The organism is Lederbergia citri, from assembly GCF_018343625.1.
GTDB lineage: Bacteria > Bacillota > Bacilli > Bacillales > Bacillaceae_C > Lederbergia > Lederbergia citri.
Genome location: NZ_JAGYPG010000001.1, coordinates 408,249 through 432,534 on the forward strand (window position 1 = coordinate 408,249; position 24,286 = coordinate 432,534).

At 36.4% G+C, this 24,286-nt stretch carries 24 protein-coding genes and 1 other annotated feature; all 24 genes read left to right on the plus strand.

Annotated elements, in window-relative coordinates:
* Nucleotides 1-23: 23 nt before the first annotated feature.
* On the plus strand, nucleotides 24-386 hold the full coding sequence (ftsL, locus tag KHA97_RS02230; protein WP_213123122.1) for a cell division protein FtsL: 363 nt from the start codon (nucleotides 24-26) through the stop codon (nucleotides 384-386).
* Nucleotides 383-2,593, plus strand: coding sequence for a penicillin-binding transpeptidase domain-containing protein (locus KHA97_RS02235; protein ID WP_213123123.1), 2,211 nt, complete (start codon nucleotides 383-385; stop codon nucleotides 2,591-2,593). The genes ftsL and KHA97_RS02235 overlap by 4 nt, the downstream gene beginning before the upstream one ends.
* A gap of 262 nt (nucleotides 2,594-2,855) precedes the next feature.
* Nucleotides 2,856-4,769 carry a stage V sporulation protein D gene (locus tag KHA97_RS02240; protein WP_213123124.1) on the plus strand — a complete coding sequence of 638 codons (1,914 nt, stop codon included), beginning with the start codon at nucleotides 2,856-2,858 and terminating at the stop codon, nucleotides 4,767-4,769.
* 172 nt (nucleotides 4,770-4,941) lie between these two features.
* Nucleotides 4,942-6,393, plus strand: a complete 1,452-nt coding sequence (locus tag KHA97_RS02245) for a UDP-N-acetylmuramoyl-L-alanyl-D-glutamate--2,6-diaminopimelate ligase (protein WP_213123125.1) — start codon at nucleotides 4,942-4,944, stop codon at nucleotides 6,391-6,393.
* Nucleotides 6,394-6,396: 3 nt separating this feature from the next.
* Nucleotides 6,397-6,831, plus strand: a complete 435-nt coding sequence (locus KHA97_RS02250) for a hypothetical protein (protein ID WP_213123126.1) — start codon at nucleotides 6,397-6,399, stop codon at nucleotides 6,829-6,831.
* Nucleotides 6,828-7,802, plus strand: coding sequence for a phospho-N-acetylmuramoyl-pentapeptide-transferase (mraY, locus tag KHA97_RS02255; RefSeq protein WP_213123127.1), 975 nt, complete (start codon nucleotides 6,828-6,830; stop codon nucleotides 7,800-7,802). Before KHA97_RS02250 ends, mraY begins: the two co-directional genes overlap by 4 nt.
* A gap of 1 nt (nucleotide 7,803) precedes the next feature.
* The gene (gene murD / locus KHA97_RS02260) at nucleotides 7,804-9,165 is read left to right on the plus strand and encodes a UDP-N-acetylmuramoyl-L-alanine--D-glutamate ligase (RefSeq protein ID WP_213123128.1); all 1,362 of its coding nucleotides are present in this window, start codon (nucleotides 7,804-7,806) and stop codon (nucleotides 9,163-9,165) included.
* Between the two features lie 82 nt (nucleotides 9,166-9,247).
* Complete coding sequence (spoVE, locus tag KHA97_RS02265; RefSeq protein ID WP_213123129.1) at nucleotides 9,248-10,348, plus strand: stage V sporulation protein E; 1,101 nt, start codon at nucleotides 9,248-9,250, stop codon at nucleotides 10,346-10,348.
* Nucleotides 10,349-10,836: 488 nt separating this feature from the next.
* Nucleotides 10,837-11,943, plus strand: a complete 1,107-nt coding sequence (gene murG / locus KHA97_RS02270) for an undecaprenyldiphospho-muramoylpentapeptide beta-N-acetylglucosaminyltransferase (protein WP_213123130.1) — start codon at nucleotides 10,837-10,839, stop codon at nucleotides 11,941-11,943.
* Between the two features lie 43 nt (nucleotides 11,944-11,986).
* A complete protein-coding gene (locus KHA97_RS02275) occupies nucleotides 11,987-12,763 on the plus strand; it encodes a cell division protein FtsQ/DivIB (RefSeq protein ID WP_213123131.1) in 777 nt (258 codons plus the stop codon).
* Nucleotides 12,741-13,448 carry a DUF881 domain-containing protein gene (locus KHA97_RS02280; protein ID WP_213123132.1) on the plus strand — a complete coding sequence of 236 codons (708 nt, stop codon included), beginning with the start codon at nucleotides 12,741-12,743 and terminating at the stop codon, nucleotides 13,446-13,448. The genes KHA97_RS02275 and KHA97_RS02280 overlap by 23 nt, the downstream gene beginning before the upstream one ends.
* The gene (locus KHA97_RS02285) at nucleotides 13,445-14,173 is read left to right on the plus strand and encodes a DUF881 domain-containing protein (protein ID WP_213123133.1); all 729 of its coding nucleotides are present in this window, start codon (nucleotides 13,445-13,447) and stop codon (nucleotides 14,171-14,173) included. The genes KHA97_RS02280 and KHA97_RS02285 overlap by 4 nt, the downstream gene beginning before the upstream one ends.
* A 1-nt stretch (nucleotide 14,174) precedes the next feature.
* Nucleotides 14,175-14,531, plus strand: a complete 357-nt coding sequence (locus KHA97_RS02290; RefSeq protein ID WP_213123134.1) for a small basic family protein — start codon at nucleotides 14,175-14,177, stop codon at nucleotides 14,529-14,531.
* Between the two features lie 129 nt (nucleotides 14,532-14,660).
* Nucleotides 14,661-15,950 (plus strand): cell division protein FtsA, encoded by a 1,290-nt coding sequence (gene ftsA / locus KHA97_RS02295; RefSeq protein WP_213123135.1) that lies wholly within the window; start codon nucleotides 14,661-14,663, stop codon nucleotides 15,948-15,950.
* Nucleotides 15,951-15,987: 37 nt separating this feature from the next.
* Nucleotides 15,988-17,139, plus strand: a complete 1,152-nt coding sequence (gene ftsZ, locus KHA97_RS02300; RefSeq protein ID WP_213123136.1) for a cell division protein FtsZ — start codon at nucleotides 15,988-15,990, stop codon at nucleotides 17,137-17,139.
* A 310-nt stretch (nucleotides 17,140-17,449) separates the two neighbouring features.
* Nucleotides 17,450-18,376, plus strand: a complete 927-nt coding sequence (gene spoIIGA, locus KHA97_RS02305) for a sigma-E processing peptidase SpoIIGA (protein ID WP_213123137.1) — start codon at nucleotides 17,450-17,452, stop codon at nucleotides 18,374-18,376.
* A gap of 38 nt (nucleotides 18,377-18,414) precedes the next feature.
* The gene (gene sigE / locus KHA97_RS02310) at nucleotides 18,415-19,134 is read left to right on the plus strand and encodes an RNA polymerase sporulation sigma factor SigE (protein ID WP_213123138.1); all 720 of its coding nucleotides are present in this window, start codon (nucleotides 18,415-18,417) and stop codon (nucleotides 19,132-19,134) included.
* 489 nt (nucleotides 19,135-19,623) lie between these two features.
* Nucleotides 19,624-20,442: an RNA polymerase sporulation sigma factor SigG gene (gene sigG / locus KHA97_RS02315; RefSeq protein ID WP_407658003.1), complete on the plus strand. Its 819-nt coding sequence runs from the start codon at nucleotides 19,624-19,626 to the stop codon at nucleotides 20,440-20,442.
* Between the two features lie 324 nt (nucleotides 20,443-20,766).
* Nucleotides 20,767-21,042, plus strand: a complete 276-nt coding sequence (locus KHA97_RS02320; protein WP_213123140.1) for a YlmC/YmxH family sporulation protein — start codon at nucleotides 20,767-20,769, stop codon at nucleotides 21,040-21,042.
* Nucleotides 21,043-21,158: 116 nt separating this feature from the next.
* Nucleotides 21,159-21,830, plus strand: coding sequence for a YggS family pyridoxal phosphate-dependent enzyme (locus KHA97_RS02325; RefSeq protein WP_213123141.1), 672 nt, complete (start codon nucleotides 21,159-21,161; stop codon nucleotides 21,828-21,830).
* 16 nt (nucleotides 21,831-21,846) lie between these two features.
* Nucleotides 21,847-22,296 (plus strand): cell division protein SepF, encoded by a 450-nt coding sequence (locus KHA97_RS02330; protein ID WP_213123142.1) that lies wholly within the window; start codon nucleotides 21,847-21,849, stop codon nucleotides 22,294-22,296.
* Between the two features lie 4 nt (nucleotides 22,297-22,300).
* Complete coding sequence (locus KHA97_RS02335; protein WP_213123143.1) at nucleotides 22,301-22,561, plus strand: YggT family protein; 261 nt, start codon at nucleotides 22,301-22,303, stop codon at nucleotides 22,559-22,561.
* Nucleotides 22,562-22,579: 18 nt separating this feature from the next.
* Entirely contained in the window at nucleotides 22,580-23,356 is a 777-nt protein-coding gene (locus KHA97_RS02340; protein ID WP_213123144.1) for a YlmH family RNA-binding protein, read from the plus strand.
* 95 nt (nucleotides 23,357-23,451) lie between these two features.
* Nucleotides 23,452-23,961: a DivIVA domain-containing protein gene (locus KHA97_RS02345; protein WP_213123145.1), complete on the plus strand. Its 510-nt coding sequence runs from the start codon at nucleotides 23,452-23,454 to the stop codon at nucleotides 23,959-23,961.
* Nucleotides 23,962-24,015: 54 nt separating this feature from the next.
* Nucleotides 24,016-24,250, plus strand: a binding site (T-box leader).
* The last annotated feature ends 36 nt before the right edge of the window (nucleotides 24,251-24,286 follow it).

A 24,286-nucleotide genomic window follows, 5' to 3' on the forward strand; every position in this document is an offset into this window, starting at 1 on the left:
ATTCTGGTGTAGGGGGAGACATTTTGAGTAATTTAGCTCGTAAACATTATGAACAACATGTAGAAACACAACAACAAACACAAGTTCAAGTAAAAACGATCAAACGCCATGCAAAAATTACTCCTGGAGAAAAATTTCTTGCTATTCTGCTTGTAGCTTTTGTTATCGTCATGGCCGTTCAAATTATTTCCGCTCAAGCACAGATATATGAAGTGAATAAAAATATTGAAGATGCTAAAACCGCTATTCATGAGCAACAAAAAATAAACGAAGATTTGGGTTCGCAGGTAAAGGAACTAAGCAGTCCCGAAAAGCTTTTTGATAAGGCGAAAGAATTGGGTTTGAATTTAGATCCAAATAAAGTCAGGGGTATAGAGAAAAAATGAAAAGTACTAAAAAGAATATGAACATAGGAGCAGCGTTTTTCTTTATTTTCTTCGGCCTGCTCTTTTTTGTATTGATTGTTAGATTCGTCACTATTCAGTACACCGGTGAAGCGGAAGGAAGAGTGCTATCAGCAAAAGCGGCTCAAATCTATTTGCGACAAGAGAAAATACCTAGTAAAAGAGGAACTATTTTCGATCATAACGGCGAGGCTATAGCTGAGGACTCTGCATCTTATACGTTAGTTGCTATTCTTGATAAGGACTTAACGATTGACCCTAAACATCCTAGACATGTTGCTGATCCACAAATGACAGCTACGAAGCTAGCTGCAGAAATTGATATGAGTGAGCAGGAAATATATGAGAGACTTACTAAAGAGGGTCGGAAACAAGTAGAATTTGGAGCTGCAGGAAAAGATTTATCACATAGTGTTAAGCAAAAAATTGAAGACCTAAAATTGCCGGGGATTTCATTTATTAAAGAATCAAAACGCTCTTATCCAAATGGAATTTTTTCATCTCATTTGATTGGGTATGCTCAAAAAGATGAAAAAACTTCTGAAATTGTTGGAATAACAGGATTGGAAAATAGCTACAACAATTTACTAAAAGGTAAGGATGGATCTATAAAGTACGAAGGTGACATTTGGAATTACGTATTGCCGAATTCACATAAAAATGTCACTGAACCGATAAATGGGCATGACATATATTTAACGTTGGATAAAAAAATTCAAACCTTCCTCGAAGACTCTATGAAAAAGGTTGATGAGCAATATGAGCCAAAGAGAATCATGGCTGTTGTCGCTGATCCAAAGACTGGTAAAATCCTTGCAATGGCACAAAGGCCAACGTATCATCCTGAAACAAGAGTGGGCATAGATAAATCGTGGCATAATGAAATAATTGAAACATCCTACGAACCTGGATCAACAATGAAAATATTTTCATTAGCTGCTGCCATCGAGAAAAAAGTATTTAATCCAAATGACACATATCCCTCAGGTAGATATTATGTTAATAAACGTGATTATATAGGAGATCATAACGGCGGAAGAGGCTGGGGACCCATCACCTATTTAGAAGGTGTACAGCGATCTTCAAACGTAGCATTTGCTTACTTGCTTGAAAAAATGGGTACTCAAGCTTGGCGCGAATATATGGATAGATTTAAATTTGGAACACCTACAGGTATTGATCTTCCAAATGAAGTCTCAGGGAAAATTTTATATGATTGGCCAATCGAAAAAGTAACGAGTGTTTTTGGTCAAGGTACGACTGTCACTGCTATACAAATGGTTCAAGCAATGACTGCGATTGCAAATGATGGAAAAATGATGAAGCCCTTTGTAGTAGAAAAAATAGAAAACCCTAATGACGGCACTTCCAAGGAGACAAAGCCTGAAATAGTTGGCCAGCCAATCAGTAAAGAAACCGCAAAAGAAGTAAGAAATATACTTGAAACAGTTCTTACATCCGAACATGGGACTGGGGGAAGATATAAAATTGCAGGCTATAAAGTTGCCGGAAAAACAGGAACTGCCCAGATTCCTGATCCTAAAGGAGGATATTTAACAGGGTATGATGACTATGTCTTTTCATTCCTCGGTATGGCTCCTGCGGATGATCCGAAATTAATCATGTATGTGGTCATCGATCAACCAAATTTAAAAGAAGATGAGAATGGTAATCTTGAAAACGGCAGTGTTCCAGTTTCGATGATTTTTAATCCAGTTATGAAAAGCAGCTTAGAATATTTGAATATTCAACCTGAAGAAATTCCAGATACTAAAATTGCCAATCTCCCGGATTTCTCTAAAATGAAGAAGGATGATGCAATTGAATACATTAAGGAAAAATCATTAGTTCCGATTATTATAGGAGATGGAGATAAGATAATCGACCAATCGCCAAATTCGGGCGCTTCATTAATCGAAGGTGAAAAGATTTTTATTAAAACGGACGGAAATCTTACTTTACCAAATATGACTGGCTGGTCCAAACGTGATGTTTTATATGCTGCACGATTGGCTAATGTTAACGTTAATATAGTCGGAGATGGCTTTGCATCAAAGCAAAATATCAAGCCTGATTCTCCAGTTAATGAAGGGGATCATCTAGTCGTAAACTTTGAAACTCCTAGACAAAAAATTGACCGTGAAAAATCAGCAAAAAATAAAGAAGATGATGACAAACCTTTAGATTAAATGAAAAGCAGTGGCTGCTCATAAGAGTTAGCCACTGTTTTCTTTTGTTATTAAGGAAATTATTGATTAGAACTTTGTTTCTAATGCATGTAGCTAGAGACTAGCAAACATCTTTGCTTTCTTTTTTACGTAAGTTAACATCAATTCTCCTTGTAGGCTCAGATGTTCATCTGTCAGTAAGGCACTTATATACTCTTCTTGTACTACTAGTAAGGGACAAGGCATAAGTTTAAACGAGCCGGAAAATGAGGGGGTCCTTTTTTTGAAACGAGTTTCGACTGTTACCGTAAGAAAAAGACTATCGTTCATTCTAGCAGCAGGTTTATTCGTCTTTTTTATCATTGATGTACGATTAGGCTATGTTCAATTTGGAATGAGTAGTGTGTTAACAGAGAGAGCAAGAGATTCCTGGAGCCGAAATATTCCTTTTGAGCCTGAACGCGGTAAAATCGTGGATCGTAGTGGAGTACCAATAGCAACTAATCAAAGTGCACCGACCGTTTTTGTCATTCCAAGGCAAATTGAAGATCCTGCTAAAGCTGCGGAAAAACTTGCAGCCGCTCTGAACATGTCCAAGGAAAAATTATATAAACAAATGGTAAAAAATTCATCGATCGAAAGAATACGGGAAGGAAGAAAAATCTCTTTTGAAAAAGCAATGGAAATACGTGAATTAAATATTAAAGGTGTTTATATTGCGGAAGATTCAAAACGATATTATCCTTTCGGCAGTTATCTTTCACATGTCCTTGGATTTACTGGAATAGATAATCAAGGCTTGATGGGACTAGAACTATACTATGATAAAGAATTAAGCGGGAAGAAAGGTTCAGTACAATTTTTCTCAGATGCAAAAGGAAGAAGGATGCCTGATATGTCTGATGAATATGATCCTCCTGTTGATGGATATGACTTGAAGTTGACAATAGACACAAAAATTCAATCTATTATCGAACGAGAATTAGATAATGCCGAAGCGTTATATAATCCAGACGGGATTGTTACAATCGCGATGGATCCAAAAACTGGTGAAATATTAGCCATGTCTAGTAGACCATCTTTTAACCCAGCAGATTTCAGGGAAGTTCCTCAAGAAGTATATAATCGTAATTTACCGATATGGAGCACATATGAACCTGGTTCTACTTTTAAAATCATTACGCTTGCAGCAGCTTTAGAAGAGGGAAAAGTGGATCTTGAGCATGATCATTTTCATGATCCCGGATTTGCAAAAGTTGGTGGAGCCACATTAAAATGCTGGAAAAGAGGAGGGCATGGGAGCCAATCATTTCTTGAGGTCGTAGAAAATTCCTGCAACCCTGGTTTTGTTGAGCTTGGAAATAGGCTTGGTAAAGAGAAGTTATTTCAATACATCCGAAATTTTGGATTCGGTCAGAAAACAGGAATCGATCTAGCAGGTGAAGGTACTGGAATCCTATTTAAAATGGCTCAAGTTGGCCCGGTTGAACAAGCAACAACGGCATTTGGGCAAGGGGTTTCCGTTACCCCTATCCAACAAGTTTCAGCTGTAGCAGCAGCAGTAAATGGGGGGATATTGTATCAGCCCTATATTGCAAAAGAATTGATTGATCCGATTACAGGAGAAGTAGTCATGAGAAAGACTCCTGTCGCAAAAAGGAGAGTGATATCTGAATCAACTTCCAAAGAAATACGCCATGCTCTCGAAAGTGTCGTAGCCCAAGGTACTGGTGGAAATGCCTTTATTGATTCGTATCGGGTAGGGGGGAAAACAGGGACTGCGCAAAAGGCAAAGGATGGAAGATATTTGGAAAATAATCATATCGTATCATTTATTGGCTTTGCACCTGCAGATGATCCTCAAATCGTTGTGTACACAGCTGTTGATAATCCAAAAGGAACCATTCAATTTGGAGGAACAGTTGCAGCGCCGATCGTTGGAAAAATCATGGAAGATTCTTTAAGGGCGATGGGAGTTAAGCCGCGAAAAAACCAAATTGAAAAAGAGAAAAAATGGAACGATCCCGTAATGATAAGTGTTCCTGATTTAAAAGGGATGACGATTAAAGAAATTCAGCAGCAAATGTATAACTTAAAGCTAAATGTCAGTGGCGAAGGGGCGGAAGTAGTCCAACAAGTTCCAGAACCTGGTGTTAAAGTTGCAGAAGGATCTGTAGTCCGAATATACATGAAATAGCTTCTGGAAGGCGGCATGAGTCTATCATCGCCGCCTATTGTATGAAAAATTGATAAAAAGTTTAAAACGATGATAGCTTCAGTTACAATAATTTTGTAGAATAGAAAAGAATGCTTTTATTGTAGTAAACGTGTCTTCTCTAAATTTGATACGTTGAAAGGACTGAACAAGAATGAACCTACATACACTTTTACAATCGATTCCTTTTATAAAGATGCCAGAACATAATCCGGAAGTCACCAATATTGTCAATAACCATAGAAAGGTAGAGCCTGGGAGCTTATTTATTTGTATTACCGGACATGTTTTTGATGGTCACAATTTTGCGAAAGAAGCAGTTGATCATGGTGCAGTAGCTATACTGGCAGAGAGAAAGTTGGATCTGGGAGTTCCGGTCATTGTTGTAAAAGATACGACAAGGGCGATGGCAATACTTGCTGATGCATTTTATGGGCATCCTACTCAAAATTTACACTTAATTGGTATTACTGGCACAAACGGAAAGACTACGACAAGTCATTTAATTGAAGCCATATTTAGAGAATATAAAAAGGTAACTGGATTAATTGGGACTATTTATATGAAAATCGGTGATCGGACAATAGAGACTAAAAACACTACTCCAGATAGTCTAGTTCTTCAGTCGGTTTTTCATGAAATGGTAAATGAAAAGGTAGATACTGCTATTATGGAAGTTTCCTCTCATGCTTTAGTGCAAGGGAGAGTTAATGGTTGTGATTATGATGTTGCGGTTTTTACAAACTTAACACAAGATCATCTAGACTATCATCATACAATGGAGGAGTATAGACTCGCTAAAAGTCTTTTATTTTCAAAGCTGGGAAACTCTTATCATAAAAATAAGAAGTTTGCCGTATTAAATGCAGACGATAAGGCAACTAAAAAATTTATCGTTGAAACTTCTGCTCATGTTGTAACTTATGGAATTGATTCTCCGTCGGATTTTATGGCGAGTAATATTAATCTTGAAAATGGCGGCACAAGCTTTACGTTGCATACTCCTGAAGGGAATATAGACATTACACTTAAATTGATGGGAAGGTTTAATATATATAATGCTCTTGCTTCTATTGCAGCAGCATATGTGTCGAATATCCCTCTTGACCTTATCGTTCAGGCTATAGAAAAGGCAACAGGGGTACCTGGAAGATTTGAATCAGTGAACGGGGGGCAAGATTTTTCCGTTATTGTTGATTATGCCCATACGCCAGACAGTTTAGAAAATGTCCTCAAAACCATACAACAATTTGCTAAAAAACGGATATTCGCCATCGTAGGTTGTGGGGGAGACAGAGATCCTTCTAAGCGACCACTAATGGCTGAAATTGCTTGTAAGTATTCTACGAATGCAATTTTTACATCAGATAATCCAAGAAGTGAAAATCCTTTATCAATCTTAGCTGATATGGAAAAAGGAGCATTTGGAAACTATCAAATCATTCCCGACCGTACAGAAGCCATTACCTCAGCTGTTCAAGCGGCAAGAAATGGTGATATAGTATTAATCGCGGGAAAAGGGCATGAAACATATCAAATTATTGGTGACCAAGTATTTGATTTTGACGACAGGCTTGTCGCAGTAAAAGCAATAAAGGAGCGGTAATTGATGCTCACGTATAGTGATGTAGTGACGCTTTATCCCGATACTAGAGGAGTTAAAGTAAATACATTGGTATACAGTTGTTTAACTTTTGACAGCTCTTTTAACCAACCAAAAGGGTTGTTTATTGGTTCACAAAGAGATTGTGATCTTTTAAAAGCGATTGGAAATGGGGCTATTTCGGTAATATGGCCAAAAAACATACCAATACCTGCTTATACACCTAATGATTTTCCAGTTATATTTGTGGACGATTCAATAGAAGCAATGGTAAAGCTTGTCCACAAATATACAGAAAAAATTACTTTGAAAAAACGTGGAGACGCAACAAAAATGATATTTTCTAGTCAAGAATTACAAAAAGACAGTATGTATTATGAGATTTATTGCTTATTAAATGGTTATAAAGATAGTACGGAAATGAGGAATGAGGGGCAATGATGGAAAAAGTTATTTTATTTGCACTATTAATGGCATTTTTGATTACTGTTTTACTTTCCCCTCTCTTTATACCATTTCTTAGAAGGCTAAAGTTTGGTCAAAGCATTCGTATCGAGGGTCCTCAATCTCATCAAAAAAAGAGTGGGACACCGACAATGGGCGGCATACTTATAGTTTTATCCGTCATTATTACTACGCTCGTGATGATGTGGAAATACTCAGAGCCAAGTTTTGAAATTTATTTACTTTTATTCGTTTTAATTGGGTATGGTTTACTAGGTTTTCTAGATGATTTTATTAAAATTGCCCTTAAGCGCAATCTTGGATTGACATCAAAGCAAAAACTACTAGGACAAATTGTAATAGCAGTTGTTTTTTATATTGTTCTAAAAATCAATGATTTCTCTACGGCCATTTCCATCCCTTTTACTGATTTTCAATTGGAATTAGGTTGGATTTACCCATTATTTATTATTTTTTGGTTAGTTGGATTTTCAAATGCAGTTAATTTAACGGATGGACTTGATGGATTACTTTCAGGTACGGCTGCCATTGCTTTTGGTGCTTTTGCTATTTTAGCTTGGAGTGGGTCTCAATATGATATTTCTGTATTTGCTGTCTCAGTAGTAGGAGCAGTTTTAGGTTTTCTTGTTTTTAATGCTCATCCTGCAAAAGTGTTTATGGGTGATACTGGCTCCCTCGCTCTTGGAGGAGCTATAGCTGCGATTGCTATATTATTAAAAATGGAATTAATCCTTATTATTATTGGCGGAGTATTTGTTATTGAAACGTTATCAGTTATTTTACAAGTAGCTTCGTTTAAAACTACGGGTAAACGTATTTTTAAAATGAGTCCATTGCATCACCATTATGAGCTTTCTGGCTGGTCAGAATGGCGAGTAGTTGTAACTTTTTGGACAGTAGGTCTACTTTGTTCAATTTTAGGAATATATATTGAGGTGTGGATGTAGCATGTTAAATGTAAATGATTACCATTATAAAAAAATACTCGTCCTCGGTCTTGCGAAAAGTGGAGTTGTCGCTGCATCACTTCTTCATCAATTAGGTGCCTTTGTGACCGTTAATGATTATAAACCATTTGAGGAGAATCCTGATGCTCAAGGTCTTTTAGAGCAAGGGATAAAAGTAGTTTGCGGGAGTCATCCTGTCGAACTTCTTGATGAAGGATTTGAATTGATTGTTAAAAACCCAGGTATCCCTTATTCTAATCCACTCGTTCAAGGAGCAGTAGAACTTGGGATTCCTATCATTACAGAAGTTGAACTGGCTTATCAAATCTCAGAAGCAGATATTATAGGAATTACAGGAACGAATGGTAAAACAACTACAACGACATTAATTTATGAAATGTTAGATAAAGCTAGTCGCAATCCTTTAATTGCTGGAAATATTGGTACCGTAGCTTCTGAAGTTGCACAAAAAGCAACTTCAGAAAACACAATGGTCGTTGAATTATCTTCATTCCAATTAATGGGTATAAGAACATTTAGGCCACATATTGCTATTGTGACAAATTTATATGAGGCGCATCTCGATTATCATGATAGTTGGGAAGAATATGCGAATGCGAAAATGAATATTACGAAGAATCAACTCGAAAGTGATTATGTTATCGTTAATGCCGATCAAAAAGAATTAATGGATTTAATTAGCTTTACGAAAGCAAAAATTATTCCTTTTTCAACAAAGGAATTCATTCAAGACGGAGCTTCGATTAGAAACGGTATGCTCACATTTATGGGAGAGGATATTATTAGCTTGGATGAAATTGTTTTGCCCGGTGCCCATAATTTAGAAAATATTTTATCAGCCGCAGCAGCGGTCAAATTAATGGGAGTCGATAATGAGGCCATTCGAAAAGTTCTCACTTCTTTTACAGGTGTAAAACATAGGACCCAATTCGTTGAAGAAATCAACGGAAGAAAATTTTATAATGATTCGAAAGCGACGAATATCCTTGCTGCATCAAGTGCCTTAAATGCTTTTGATGAGCCGATCATTCTCCTTGCAGGTGGACTTGACCGCGGAAATTCGTTTGATGACTTAATTCCTTCATTGAAAGGAGTAAAGGCTCTCGTTTTATTCGGAGAAACAGCTAAAAAAATTGAAAAAGCCGGAACTGAGGCAGGAATACAAACAATCCTTCATGTCAACAATGTAGAGGATGCAGTACCTGCCGCGTATGAAATATCTAATGCAGGAGATGTTATTTTACTTTCCCCTGCGTGTGCAAGCTGGGATCAATATAGAACATTTGAAGTTCGCGGTGATATTTTCATCGAGGCAGTGCATAAACTTAAAAAGAGCAGTTAATTTGGAAATCCTTGCAACTTGGACAAAACTAGTAGAAATGCCCAAATAACTCTCAAAAATTGAGTATGCAGAGGTGTTCAAGTTGCCCGTAAAAAAAACAGCTCCTGACTTTATATTGATTTTTGCGACTCTATTACTATTGGCGATCGGTCTTATTATGGTTTATAGTGCAAGCGCCATATGGGCTAATTATAAATTTGCCGATTCTTTTTTCTTCGCTAAACGACAACTTCTTTTTGCAAGCCTTGGTTTTGTGGCAATGTTCATAGTGATGAATTTAGACTATTGGATTATCAAAAAATGGGCCAAGCCATTATTGATCGTTTGTTTTGTTTTGTTGGTCGCGGTACTTATCCCAGGTATAGGAGTTGAACGGAATGGGTCTAGGAGTTGGATAGGGGTCGGAGCTTTTTCTATTCAGCCTTCTGAATTTATCAAATTAGCAATCATTGCTTTTTTAGCTAAGTTTCTTTCTGAACAACAACGTTATATCACGACGGTTAAAAAAGGTTTATTTCCTACATTAGGTTTAGTTTTTTTAGCTTTCGGCATGATTATGCTTCAGCCTGATTTAGGGACTGGAACAGTAATGGTCGGGACATGCGTTATTATGATATTTATTGCGGGTGCAAGAATTTCCCATTTTGTTATTCTCGGTATTTTGGGACTTGCAGGGTTTGTTGGACTCGTTGTGTCTGCACCATACAGAATTGCAAGAATCACATCATTCCTTGATCCGTGGCAAGATCCTCAGAATACAGGATTTCAAATTATCCAGTCTTTATACGCAATTGGACCAGGTGGATTATTTGGTCTTGGTCTCGGAGAAAGCAGACAAAAATTCTTCTATTTGCCAGAACCTCAAACAGATTTTATTTTTGCCATTTTGGCGGAGGAACTTGGATTTATCGGAGGAAGTCTTGTTCTGTTTTTATTTGCCTTACTTTTATGGAGAGGGATCAGAATAGCACTAGGCGCACCAGATTTGTTTGGCAGCTTTTTAGCAGTTGGGATTATATCGATGATTGCTATACAAGTGATGATTAATATTGGAGTAGTTACAGGACTAATGCCAGTAACTGGAATAACTTTGCCATTTCTAAGCTATGGTGGATCTTCACTAACCTTAATGTTAATGGCAGTTGGAATTCTGCTTAACATAAGCCGTTATTCTAAACTATAATTTTTATTGAACCTAGTTAGGTTCTTTTTTTTTGCTTTAGAATATTTAAGAAGTAGGTTCTTTTTAGCTAAACAACCAGCTACTAACAAATGTATGGCTTTTCTTTTCGTAAATATGATAAACTCCACTTATCAAGCTTCTGAAGTTAGGGGTCGGGGTTCGAAATTTAGTAATCTCTGTAAGATAAAGAGCAACTTACCATTTTTGGATTACAATTGCTTTTTCCCATTAACGAGCTCTTCCCACTTTTCCAACCTCGCACTCTTTCCATATCCCAAGTCACTAAATCAAATGATGAATGGCTACTAAACGCCAAGTCCTTTGTAGAGGTCAACGGATCCACTACCTGTGGGCCTGTACGTCTATGATAAAGGCTCTTGCGCTTTTTTTATTACAATTACGTTAAGAATACTTTTTCTAGTGAAAAATATAGTAAGATAATAATTAAGTTAAAATACATAAAGATTAGTGCTGATAGAGGTGGCAAAATGAAGATCGTTGTAAGCGGCGGTGGTACAGGAGGGCATATTTATCCTGCGCTCGCCTTGATTAATACGATAAAAAAGCAAGATATAAACGTTGAATTTTTATATATTGGAACAGAAAAAGGACTTGAGGCCAATATTATCGGACGTGAAGATATTGCTTTTAAAGCAATAAATATTACGGGGTTTAAACGAGCCTTGTCATTTGAAAATATAAAAACTATATTTCGTTTCTTAAAAGGTGTACACGATAGTAAAAAAATATTAAAAAACTTTAAACCTGATGTTGTTATTGGAACGGGTGGCTATGTATGTGGCCCAGTTGTATATGCGGCAGCAAAAAGAAAAATTCCTACTGTTATCCATGAACAAAATAGCGTCCCAGGCTTGACCAATAGATTTTTAAGCCGATATGTAAATAGAGTAGCTATATGTTTTGAAGAGGTACGGCCATTTTTTCCGGCCGATAAAGTAAAATTGACAGGAAATCCACGTGCACAAGAAGTACGGGATACTAAATCGAACGGAATCCTGCAATCTTTTGGATTAAAAGAGGATGTAAATACAGCCTTAATTGTAGGAGGAAGTAGGGGAGCAAGACCTATCAACGATGCAGTTATTAAGTCACTTTCCCAACTGTCAGGTAAACCATATCAGATTATTTATGTTACTGGAGAAGTACATTTTGAGGAAGTTTCGAAAGAAGCAAGTTTATTAGGGACAAACGAAAATGTAGCAATTGTTCCTTTTATACACAATATGGAAGAGGTACTTGCTTCCATCGATGTAGTCGTAGGTCGTGCTGGTGCGACATCACTAGCAGAAATAACAGCACTTGGCATTCCTTCTATTCTCGTACCGAGTCCTTACGTAACTGATAATCATCAAGTGAAAAATGCATCTGCTCTTGTTAATAATGGAGCTGCTATTATGCTTGAAGAAAGTGAATTATCAAGTACTAAACTTGTTGAAGCACTTGATTCAATTTTATTAGACAATAATAGAAGAATCGCTATGGGAGAAGCCTCAAAAAAACTTGGAATCCCAGATGCTGCGGATAAATTATTTAAATTATTGTTAGAGTTAGTAGAAAATGAACAAAAAAAATAGAGAAAATGTTCAATGAGAAGTAGTCAAAAAAGGGGTAGTGTTTATGGAAAAAGGGAAGGTCCTATCCCTAGAAGACAGGATTCCTAAAATTAAAGAACATCGAAGGCGTAAGGCAAATAGACGTCTTATTTTTCTACTGACCTTATTCTTTATCCTAATTGCGTTTGTAGTATATATTCAATCTCCACTAAGTCAAATTAATAGAATTGATGTGAATGGAATTGGAATAGTTACAAAGAAAGAAGCAACTGATATTTCTGCATTGAAAAAAGGAGACAATATTTGGAAAATAAATAAGAAACGAGCGGTGAATAATTTATTATCCTTACCAGAAATTAAAAGTGCAGAAGTTCTTCTGAAATTTCCTAATAATATTGTGATCAATATTAAGGAATATTCTCCAATCGCACTCCTTGTATCACAGGAAAATTTTTGTCCAGTATTAGAAAATGGGACGATTCTTGAAAAAAATACGATTCTACCTAACGGCCCTCTATTAATTAATTTTAAAAAAGGGGATATTTTAGAAGATTTGGCAGCACAATTAAAGAAGTTTCCTTCTGAAATATTAAATGCAGTATCTGAAATACATTATGATCCGAAAGAAACGGACAAGTATCATATATATTTATTTATGAACGATGGCTTTGAAATTAGTGCAACAATACCAACTCTCGCTGCAAAAATGGTTCATTATCCTTCTATTGTCAGTCAATTAGATCCTAACGTAAAGGGTGTCATTAATTTAGAGGTTGGTTCGTATTTTAAAGCGTACGATCTTAAAGAGGAGGAAACGGATGAAGGGGAAGAAGAAAGGTAAATATGTTGTTTTTTCTTTAGTCTTCTTAGTGTTTGGCTTCATTATTGCCTTTTCTTATAGTCAGTCAAATAAAGAGGATGCCAACTCCCTTAAAATAAATAATAAACAATATATTATGGAAAATAGCTTAAGAGAACAAATCATTCAGGTGCAGGATAAAAATAGAGAACTTCAAAAAAATTTGTATGAGAAACAAGAATCAGTACGAGAGTTCGAAAAAGCACTTTCTAAGGAACAAGAGATGTTTTCAGGCTGGGCTGAAGATGCTGAAAAATATCGAATGTTTCTTGGGAAAATGAAGGTGCAAGGCCCAGGTATCGAAGTCAGTTTGGAAGACGGGGAATATAATCAAAGTGAAGATGCCAACAATTATATTGTCCACGAGCACCATATTTTCAAAGTGGTGGACGAGTTATATATAGCAGGTGCAACTGCAATATCGATAAACGGTCAACGACTGAATCATAATTCTTATATTGTATGTAATGGTCCTGTCATTACTGTTGATGGGAATCCTTATCCAGCACCTTTTACAATAACAGCTATTGGAGATGCGAATACTCTCGTATCTGCACTTAATATCCCTGGTGGTGTTCGAGACCAAATTGTTAATGATAACATTATTCTTTCAATAGAAAAGAAGAAGCAAATCATCCTTGAGCCAGTACTAGGAGAATCTTCATGAATATAAATAATGGAAAAGTTTACATAACAATCATAACCGTCATTATTGGCTTTATGATTGCTGTGCAATTTCAAACTGTACATGAACCGACCACAAGAGATACGAGGGATATATGGGAGCTTCGAGAAACCTTATCTAATGAGATGAAGCTGCAATCAAAGTTACTGGAAGAGATTCGTATTGAAGATAAAAGAATAAACGATTACGCTTCTGAAATTGAGGGAAGCAAAGAGGAAGCATTAAAACAAACGTTAGAACAATTAAAGGAAGAAGCAGGTCTGACAAAAGTAGGGGGACCCGGAATTGTATTGACTGTTGATTCCATTGATAAAGCGTTACTTTTGGGTAAAAGGGTGACTTCCGTCTCACCTATGAATTTAAAGCGACTTATCAATGAGTTGAATATGTATGGTGCTAAGGATATTTCAATAGATGGAGAAAGACTCATTAATACGACAGTGATACGGGATATTAATGGTGAAACAAAGGTAGGCACCCATTCTCTAAAATCACTTCCCTTTAGTATTCATATCATTACAGAAAATATGGAAGTAGCTGAAAAAATGTATAATAGTTTGCAAGTTTCATCAATCATAGATGATTTTTTTATTGATAATGTTAAGGTTGAAATTTCCGCACCAAACAAATCTATTAAAGTTCCTGCCCATGTAGATCCAATTAAAATACATGGAATGACACCAGTCAAAGAAAAAGGGGATGGCTAATATGTGGCTGCCCATCGTTGGATTATTAGTGGGAGTTTTATTAGGCCTAATGACGGATGTGAAGGTACCAGCAGAATATGCAAATTATTTATCCATAGCCGTTTTAGCCGCTTTAGATACATTATTCGGCGGAATTAGAGCATATTTGCAAAATGTATACGATAATCGAGTTTTTGTAACAGGATTTTTCTTTAATATTGCACTTGCTGCAAGTTTAGCTTTTCTAGGTGTCCATCTTGGTGTAGACTTGTATTTAGCAGCCGTTTTTGCATTTGGGGTTAGATTATTTCAAAATATAGCTGTCATCCGAAGAATTTTGATAAATAAATGGGCAAATACTAGAGAAAATTCTAAATAAATATTATTATTAAACAGGAAAATATAAATAGATGACGAATAATTCTTAATAAGTAAATTCAAGGATGATATGAATGAAAATAAAAAGCAATTTTATAAGTAAGAGAGTGGTAAAAGGGGGTGCCAATGAATGAACAACAACGAAGTATACGTCAGCTTAGATATCGGTACGTCCACTGTAAAAGTTATTATTGGTGAAATGTCCAATAATTCTCTTAATATCATTGGAGTTGGGACTGCCAAAGCACACGGTATTAGAAAAGGATCTATTGTTGATATAGACGAAACTGTTCATTCTATTAAGAAAGCAGTTGAGCAGGCTGAAAGAATGATTGGAATGCAAATTAGACAATGTATCGTTGGTATTGCAGGAAATCATGTAGGGTTGCAACCGTGCCACGGAGTGGTGGCCGTTTCCAGTGAGAATAGAGAAATTAGCGATGAAGATGTTGCAAGGGTAATTGATGCAGCAGAAGTTATATCTATTCCTCCAGATAGAGAGATTATCAATATTATTCCACTCCAATTTATTGTCGATGGGCTCGAAGAAATCACTGATCCAAGAGGGATGATTGGTGTACGTCTTGAAATGGAAGGAATCCTCATCACTGGATCGAAAACGGTCTTACATAATACGCTCCGCTGTGTTGAGCGTGCAGGTTTAGAGATTCTCGACATTGTTCTACAGCCTTTGGCATCAGCTACTTGCGCCTTATCAAAAGATGAACAAAATCTTGGTACTGCTCTAATAGATATGGGCGGTGGTTCCACAACTTTGACCGTATTTGATCAGGGAAATATTTTAGATACCGTTGTAATCCCTGTAGGTGGCGAACATATTACCAAAGATTTGTCGATAGGGCTCAGAACTGCAACTGAAGATGCTGAAAAAATTAAAATTAAATATGGACATGCTTTTTATGACCATGCTTCTGAAGATGAGGTTTTTAGTGTTCCTATTATTGGTAGTGACCAACATCAACAGTTTAATCAAGTTGAATTATCTGATATTATTGAAGCTAGAATGGAAGAAATATTTGAACTCATCCAAAAGGAATTAAGGAGAATGGGAGTATCCGATTTACCGGGAGGGTTTGTATTAACAGGTGGTGTTTCCACCATGCCTGGAGTAATGGAATTGGCGCAAATGATTTTTCAAAATAGAGTCCGCGTCGCCGTTCCCGATTATATTGGGGTTCGAGAACCTCAATATACAACAGCTATTGGACTTATAAAACATTCATATAAGAATGCTAGATTACAAGGCAGAAATGTAAATGCTGTTCCTTATCAGTATTCTGAAGAACAGAATGAAAAACGCTATGTGAAGGCATCATCTCAAAATCAAAGAAAAGAAAAACATCCGGATGAAAAAATTTCCACAAAAGTAAAAAGGTTTTTTGAAAACTTTTTCGAGTAGGGCATCCCGGTTACTAAACAAAATAGGAGGACTTGCCATGTTGGATTTTGATACAAATTTAGATTCTTTAGCAACCATAAAAGTGATAGGCGTTGGCGGCGGTGGAAATAATGCCGTGAATAGAATGATTGAACACGATGTACAAGGTGTAGAATTTATTGCAGTTAACACAGACGCTCAAGCACTTAATCTATCAAAAGCTGAAATTAAAATGCAAATTGGAGCAAAACTAACAAGAGGATTAGGAGCCGGTGCAAACCCTGAAGTTGGGAAGAAAGCTGCTGAGGAAAGTAAAGAACAAATCGAAGAAGCACTTAGAGGTGCGGATATGGTATTTGTTACAGCAGGAATGGGCGGTGGAACAGGTACAGGTGCTGCACCTGTCATTGCGCAAATTGCAAAGGATTTAGGAGCTTTGACGGTTGGAATTGTTACAAGACCATTTACATTTGAAGGACGGAAGCGTGCAAATCAAGCAAGTGGTGGAATAGGCGCGATGAAAGAAGCTGTCGACACACTTATTGTTATTCCGAATGATAGATTGCTTGAAATTGTTGATAAGAGCACTCCAATGCTTGAAGCTTTCCGTGAAGCAGATAATGTTCTTAGACAAGGTGTCCAAGGTATTTCTGAATTGATCGCTGTACCTGGATTAATTAACCTTGATTTTGCTGATGTTAAAACGATTATGACAAATAAAGGTTCTGCTTTGATGGGAATTGGTGTTGCTACAGGTGAAAACCGTGCAGCTGAAGCAGCAAAAAAAGCAATTTCCTCTCCGTTGCTTGAAACATCTATTGACGGTGCTCAAGGTGTCTTGATGAATATATCAGGAGGCACAAATATTAGCTTGTATGAAGTACAAGAGGCTGCTGATATAGTTGCATCTGCTTCTGACCAAGATGTAAATATGATTTTCGGTTCAGTAATAAACGAAAATTTAAAAGACGAAATTATTGTTACAGTGATTGCGACAGGGTTTAACGAAGCAACTCCTCAACCTGCTCAACAAAGACCAAGTTTTGGACAAGTTAAACAACATACGCATACACATGCACATACACAAACACAAAATGCTACACGTGACTCAAGAAGGGAAGAGGTACAGGAAACAACAAGATCAAACCAATCTGTTGAAGATACATTAGACATTCCGACCTTCCTTCGTAATAGAAATAGAAGAAGATAAATATTTAAAGCTATGAACAAAAGCGCAAGAAGTTTGTTAGTCGATAGCTGCTTGGGCAAGAAGGAAACTATCTTTGTATAGTTACCAACAACCTTTCAAATTAATAATTTCTTAAGCAAAAAAAATCCCGTCATTGTACGGGATTTTTTTTGACAATGTTCGAAAGAATTGGTGAAAACTTCTATTTTTTCCTATACAGAAATTGACACATTCCAAAAGATATCTAATCTATACTTTGATAAAAGCGCAAATCTAAAATTAATTGTTTTATGAAAACTTACCAACTGGCGAAAATCAGGAGGAGGTATGCTTGGTAGTATATTTAGATATTATTTGGATGTTAAATTTGCTAATAGATAGCCTCTTACTATGGATTACCTCCATTTTTTTAAGAAGAAGCGTAAGTCCCGTTCGAATAATATTAGGAGGAATACTAGGGTCTTTGCTTATTCTAATGGCGATAACTCCCTTTTCAACATTTGCAGCAAATCCTTTCGTAAAATTAGCAGTCTCGATAGGGATGATATTAACAGCATTTGGTTATAAAAACATATCGGTTTTTTTATCTAACTTATTAACCTTTTATTTTGCAACATTTTTAATGGGCGGGATACTGATTGGTGTCCATTATTTTCTTACCTTTGATATGGAATTAAAATCCGCTGTTATTATTCAAAATATTCGTGGATACGGCGATCCTGTTAGCTGGCTATTTTTATTAGGAGCTTTCCCAATTGCATGGCATTTCTCTAAGAAAAGAATAAATGCCATTACAATTTCAAATATACAATACGATGTACTTATGGATGTAACAATTTTCATTAACGGTATCATCTTACAATTAAAAGGATTAATTGATAGTGGGAACCAATTATATGATCCAATTACAAAAACTCCTGTGATGATTGTTTCTATCCAATCTATTAAAGAAAAGCTCCCTTCAGAAGTTTTGGAATTAGTCGATGATAAAAATTATTTTTACGACACAGCCTCATCTCTTCCGCCTGAATGGAGCAGTATTATGAGATTAATCCCAGCAAAATCGCTGGGTAAAAATAACCAACTTCTATGTGCATTTAAACCTGATAATATTGAATTTTATTCTGAAAAGGGATGCACGACTGTAAATAAAGCTCTCGTCGTTTTTACCTCACAAACATTATCAAAAGATGAGAACTTTCAATGTATTATACATCCCTTTATGATTTCTGGCGCTGCTAGTCATCCAGCATCTTAAACACTTCATCTTCATAGAGGTAAAGGAGGAACAAATATTTGAAATTATTCCGATTACGCATACAATACTATTGGTATCGCCTGCTTACTAAAATTGGATTGAAATCAGATGAAATATACTATATTGGTGGAAGTGAAGCGTTGCCTCCTCCACTGTCAAAAGATGAAGAAGAAATTCTTTTAAAGAAACTGCCTATGGGCGATAAAACAGCGAGGTCCTTGTTAATTGAAAGAAATTTGCGGTTAGTTGTGTATATAGCTAGAAAATTTGAAAATACAGGGATAAATATTGAGGATCTAATAAGCATTGGAACGATTGGATTAATTAAAGCTGTAAATACATTTAATCCCGAGAAAAAAATAAAACTAGCTACATATGCATCCAGATGCATTGAAAATGAAATCTTAATGTATTTGCGTAGAAATAATAAAACGAGGTCTGAGGTTTCATTTGATGAACCTTTAAATATTGATTGGGATGGAAACGAACTATTGTTATCGGATGTATTGGGAACAGATGATGATATCATAACAAAAAACCTAGAAGCCAATGTGGACAAAAAATTGCTATTTACAGCACTCCATAAATTATCAGACCGTGAGAAGCAAATAATGGAATTAAGATTTGGGCTTACCGGAGGCGAAGAAAAAACGCAAAAAGACGTAGCAGATATGCTTGGAATATCTCAGTCTTATATCTCTCGTCTAGAAAAAAGAATCATTAAAAGACTTCGAAAAGAATTCAATAAAATGGTGTGATGAAAGAAAAGTGTAAGCGCCTAGCTCATCGACGTACAGGCCCACAGGAAGTGGGTCCGTCGACGTCGCCACAGGACGTGGCGGTTTTAGTCGACGTTCTTATTTCGGCCTCTGACTGAGATAAAGGAAACACGGCGAGGGACGAGCCGATGTTGACTTATCGTAGGGAAGGGGACAGGAAGTTTGCTAGTCGATAGGCGCTGGAGCTGGACAAAGAAAAGCGTAAGCGCCTTGCTCATCGACGTACAGGCCCACTGGAAGTGGGTCCGTCGACCAAGACATAAGGTCGTGGCGGTTTTAGTCGATGTTCTTATTTCGTCCTCTGAATGAGATAAAGGAAACACGGCAAGTTTCCTAGTCGATTGGCAAAGAAAAATGACTCGAATAAAAAAATATTTATATTTGAAAAAGCCAATATTATATTGGTTTTTTTTCTTTTTTGCATAGGTATTGTGAAAAAAGTAATGCATAGATTTTCCTCCTACGGAAATACTTATTTTTGTACATCAGCTCCTGCTAGGAGGGAAAAAGTTGAAGCGAAATAAAGTGGAAATATGTGGTGTGGATACTTCTAAGCTCCCTGTCCTAAAAAATGAAGAAATGCGGGAACTTTTAAGGAAAATGCATCAAGGAGATCGTTCTGCAAGAGAGAAGCTGGTAAATGGAAATTTAAGACTTGTGTTAAGCGTCATACAAAGGTTTAATAATCGCGGTGAGTATGTTGATGATCTCTTTCAAGTTGGCTGTATAGGGTTAATGAAATCCATTGATAACTTTGACCTTAGCCAAAATGTACGTTTTTCAACATATGCCGTTCCCATGATTATTGGAGAGATTCGGAGGTATTTAAGAGATAATAACCCAATAAGAGTTTCTCGATCATTAAGAGACATAGCCTATAAAGCATTGCATGTTAGGGAACAGTTGATGGCAAAAACATCCCGGGAGCCAACCTCTGAAGAAATCGCAAGAGAGTTGGAAATCCCTCATGAAGAAGTTGTATTTGCTTTAGATGCTATTCAAGACCCTGTATCATTATTTGAACCAATTTACAATGATGGTGGAGATCCGATTTTTGTCATGGATCAATTAAGTGATGAGAGAAGCCGAGATAGTCAGTGGATTGAAGAAATTGCTCTTCACGACGGATTGCAACGTTTAAATGATAGGGAAAAAATGATTATCCGCAAACGATTTTTCCAAGGGAAAACACAAATGGAAGTTGCAGAAGAAATTGGCATCTCTCAAGCACAAGTGTCCCGACTTGAAAAAGCGGCTATTAAACAAATGAATAAAAATATACAATGATGAACAGAGCATGGTTTCTTATCTGCTATATAGGGAACCATGCTCTAATTTTATTTTATTGTTAAAGAAAGTATAAATTTTTACTTAGAATTATTACGGAATGAGTGTCCGTCCTGTCTAGCTCCAGGCGCCCAGCGACTAGCAAACTTTCAGCTTCTTCCTACGATAAGTCAACATCGGCTCGTTCCTCGCCGTGTTTCCTTTATCTCGTCAGAAGCTTAAAAAGTTTGTACGTCGCTGAACGGTCGCCTTGCGCTTTTCTTATTGTAAAAAGGACCTCCCTCGCATACATATAGAATAAATAAATGGAAGCGAGGAATGGAAATGGTTAGAATATCTGAATTTCAAACGAAAGATGTAGTAAATATTTCTGATGGCCGCAAGCTTGGAAATATAGGGGATATTGAAATTAATTTAGAGACAGGTAAAATCGAAACAATCATAATTGGTTATTCAGGGAAATTACTCGGATTTTTTGGAAAAGATGAAGAAATCATCATTCCTTGGAATCATATTGTAAAAGTTGGTGAGGATGTTATTCTTGTAAGACATCAAAATCAACAATATGTTCAACAGCAATTAGAAGTACCTAAAAATTGATTTTTCATTATCCGACAGAGCTCTTTTATGGTACACTAAAGAAAATATCATTTCGTGTAATTTTGACAATGATCAATAAAGTTGATCTCGAAACGAAAAAGTAGGAGCTATCGTTCATGAAAGTGGAAAACAAGTTCGCTCTTATTAAAGAAAATATTGAAGCTGCATGTAAAAGGGCGAATCGTAAACAAGAGGATGTTACCGTTATTGCGGTTACAAAATATGTATCAACTGAGAGGGCTCTTGAAGCATTAAATTCAGGTATAGAGCATTTAGGAGAAAATAGAGATGATGGCCTGACTTCCAAGTGGGAGGTTTTGGGAGACAGGCCAGTATGGCATTTTATTGGAACTCTTCAAACACGCAAGGTTAGAAATATCATTGATAAAGTTACATATATTCACTCGCTGGACAGGCTTTCTTTAGCTGAAGAGATTCAAAAACGAGCTAAAACGAGTATTAAATGCTTCGTACAAGTCAATGTTTCAGGAGAAAATTCAAAACACGGGATTGATCCCGAAAACGTCATTTCTTTTATTCGCCAATTAGACTCATTTACTAACATTCAAATCGTCGGGCTTATGACAATGGCCCCCAATACTGAAAATCAGACTGTTCTTCGAAACTGTTTTCGTCGTTTAAAAGAATTGCAGAAAGAAGTAAAAGGGTTGAATCTTGAATACGCTCCGTGCAATGAATTATCGATGGGGATGTCGAATGACTATATGATTGCGATTGAGGAAGGTGCAACATTCATTCGTATTGGTACTGCCTTAGTCGGGGAATAAGAAGGAGGATTAAGTCGTGGGAATAAAATCAAAATTTAAAAATTTTTTTCTGCTTGAAGATGAATATGATTATATTGAAGAAGAAAAAGTTGTAAAAGAGAGTCCAAGGGTGACTGAGCAGGAAATCTCTGCTCCAAAAACTCGCAAACAAAATGTCGTTAGCCTCCAAAGCGTACAAAATTCTGCTAAAATGATTCTCATAGAACCTAGGGTATATGCCGAGGCTCAGGAGGTTGCCGATCATTTAGTAAATCGACGTTCTGTCGTTGTCAACTTGCAACGTATTCAACGGGACCAAGCGATAAGAATTGTTGATTTTCTCAGTGGGGCCGTCTACTCCATTGGAGGAGACATTCAAAAAGTAGGAAAAGATATATTTTTATGTACACCGGATAATGTTGAAGTTTCCGGGAATATATCCGAACTAATCGATGAAAATGATTATCATGATACGAGGTGGACATAAGGAAATGAATATGATTCTAGGAATCATCGGTACGGCTATTGCTATTTATTCATGGGTTTTAATAATTTATATTCTGATGAGCTGGTTCCCAAATTCACGAGAAACCTCTTTTGGACAGCTGTTAGCTAAAATTTGTGAACCATATCTTGAACCTTTTAGAAGAATCGTTCCTCCAATCGGAATGATTGATATTTCACCACTTGTAGCATTTTTTGTATTGAATCTTGCTTCAAGAGGGTTGAACCAACTTAGCTTGTGGTTATAGAAGTACGGAGTGTGAACGATGTCTGTTATTTACCAACATTTTCGACCAGAGGAAAAAGAATTTATCGATCAGGTTACTAGTTGGCAGCAATATGTTGAAAATACATATGCTGAGAAACTAACTGACTTTCTTGATCCTCGCGAACAATATATACTTAAATCGATTATTGGAGAGAATAGTGAGGTTAAGTATCTTTTATTCGGGGGCACTGATAAATGTGAAAGAAAAAGAGCATTGATCTTTCCGGACTATCTAGACCCTAGTAGTGATAATTTCCAAATCTCACTATTTGAAATCGACTATCCAAAAAAGTTTATTAAACTAGATCATCGAATGGTTCTTGGTTCCCTCATGTCTATCGGTTTAAAAAGGGAGAAATTTGGCGATATTATCGTTAATGGTGATCGAATTCAATTTTTTATGGCTAATGAAGTGGAAGATTTTGTCGTTCATCAATTAAACCAAATTGGTAAAGCAAAGGTAAGTGTGGCTAAACAAGATTTACAAAATGCTATCGTTTCTGATGAAGATTTGAAAGAAAAGGAGACGACCGCAAGTTCTTTACGTCTCGATGTGGTTTTGGCTGCTGCTTTTAATATATCAAGACAAAAAGCACAATTATTAATTCAACAAGGACATACTAAGGTAAATTGGGAAGTTGTTGAGCGTACGTCCTTTGAATGTGATGAAGGAGACGTTCTTTCTGCTAGAGGATATGGTAGATGTACATTACTTTCAATCCAAGGTAAGACGAAAAAAGACAAAATACGAATAAAATTAGGACTACTGAAATAAATGTTTAAAAAGTAAAAAGATTCTAGCAAGATTAGTCGGAATTTTGTATAATATAATCAAATACATAGTTAGTAGTCCCTAGTGGAGGTGGCAGAATGTCGTTAACGCCAGTTGATATACATAATAAAGAGTTCAGCAGAGGATTTCGCGGATATGATGAAGATGAAGTAAATGAGTTTTTAGATCAAATTATTAAAGAGTTTGAACTGCTTATTCGTGAAAAGAAAGAACTAGAAGATAAACTAGCATCTATGAATGAACGTTTAGGGCATTTCAATACAATTGAAGATACGTTGCATAAATCAATTGTAGTAGCACAAGAAGCAGCCGAAGAAGTAAAAGGAAATGCACAAAAAGAAGCAAAGCTAATTATACGTGAAGCAGAGAAAAATGCGGATAGAATTGTTAATGAGTCTTTATCTAAGGCTCGTAAAATTGCCCTAGAAATTGAAGATTTAAAAAAACAATCAAAAGTATTTAGAAATAGATTTAAATTATTGATTGAAGCACAACTCGATCTTCTTGGCAGTGATGACTGGGATCATTTAATGGAATACGAAGTTAATGCTTCAGAATTAAAATCCCTTCAAGAAGTTGAGGAATAATATTGACGTTTTATATTGAGTTCACATATAATTAGTAATACTATTTATTGATAAATTATTGCGATGACAGGGACAGTACATTTTTCATAAACCTATGTTACAGCGATTCAGGGATAGTGTAAGCCTGGAATAGAAGAGAAATGGAAGATCACCCTCGAGTTCTTAATTCGAAAGCATATGCTAGTAGATGAAAGCGTCTGATCCACGATACGGATATAGAGTGGGCAACGCCTTTATGGCTTGCTTATTTGGGTGGTACCGCGGGAAACTATACCTTCTCGTCCCTATGGGGATGGGAAGGTTTTTTATTTTATCCAGCTTCAGC

Excerpts from the sequence above, each read along its gene's own strand:
- KHA97_RS02235 (WP_213123123.1), top strand. The coding sequence starts at position 383 with ATGAAAAGTACTAAAAAGAATATGAACATAGGAGCAGCGTTTTTCTTT.
- KHA97_RS02245 (WP_213123125.1), top strand. The coding sequence starts at position 4,942 with ATGAACCTACATACACTTTTACAATCGATTCCTTTTATAAAGATGCCA.
- KHA97_RS02250 (WP_213123126.1), top strand. The coding sequence starts at position 6,397 with ATGCTCACGTATAGTGATGTAGTGACGCTTTATCCCGATACTAGAGGA.
- mraY (WP_213123127.1), top strand. The coding sequence starts at position 6,828 with ATGATGGAAAAAGTTATTTTATTTGCACTATTAATGGCATTTTTGATT.
- murD (WP_213123128.1), top strand. The coding sequence starts at position 7,804 with ATGTTAAATGTAAATGATTACCATTATAAAAAAATACTCGTCCTCGGT.
- murG (WP_213123130.1), top strand. The coding sequence starts at position 10,837 with ATGAAGATCGTTGTAAGCGGCGGTGGTACAGGAGGGCATATTTATCCT.
- KHA97_RS02275 (WP_213123131.1), top strand. The coding sequence starts at position 11,987 with ATGGAAAAAGGGAAGGTCCTATCCCTAGAAGACAGGATTCCTAAAATT.
- KHA97_RS02280 (WP_213123132.1), top strand. The coding sequence starts at position 12,741 with ATGAAGGGGAAGAAGAAAGGTAAATATGTTGTTTTTTCTTTAGTCTTC.
- KHA97_RS02285 (WP_213123133.1), top strand. The coding sequence starts at position 13,445 with ATGAATATAAATAATGGAAAAGTTTACATAACAATCATAACCGTCATT.
- KHA97_RS02290 (WP_213123134.1), top strand. The coding sequence starts at position 14,175 with ATGTGGCTGCCCATCGTTGGATTATTAGTGGGAGTTTTATTAGGCCTA.
- ftsA (WP_213123135.1), top strand. The coding sequence starts at position 14,661 with ATGAACAACAACGAAGTATACGTCAGCTTAGATATCGGTACGTCCACT.
- ftsZ (WP_213123136.1), top strand. The coding sequence starts at position 15,988 with ATGTTGGATTTTGATACAAATTTAGATTCTTTAGCAACCATAAAAGTG.
- KHA97_RS02320 (WP_213123140.1), top strand. The coding sequence starts at position 20,767 with ATGGTTAGAATATCTGAATTTCAAACGAAAGATGTAGTAAATATTTCT.
- KHA97_RS02325 (WP_213123141.1), top strand. The coding sequence starts at position 21,159 with ATGAAAGTGGAAAACAAGTTCGCTCTTATTAAAGAAAATATTGAAGCT.
- KHA97_RS02335 (WP_213123143.1), top strand. The coding sequence starts at position 22,301 with ATGAATATGATTCTAGGAATCATCGGTACGGCTATTGCTATTTATTCA.
- KHA97_RS02340 (WP_213123144.1), top strand. The coding sequence starts at position 22,580 with ATGTCTGTTATTTACCAACATTTTCGACCAGAGGAAAAAGAATTTATC.
- KHA97_RS02345 (WP_213123145.1), top strand. The coding sequence starts at position 23,452 with ATGTCGTTAACGCCAGTTGATATACATAATAAAGAGTTCAGCAGAGGA.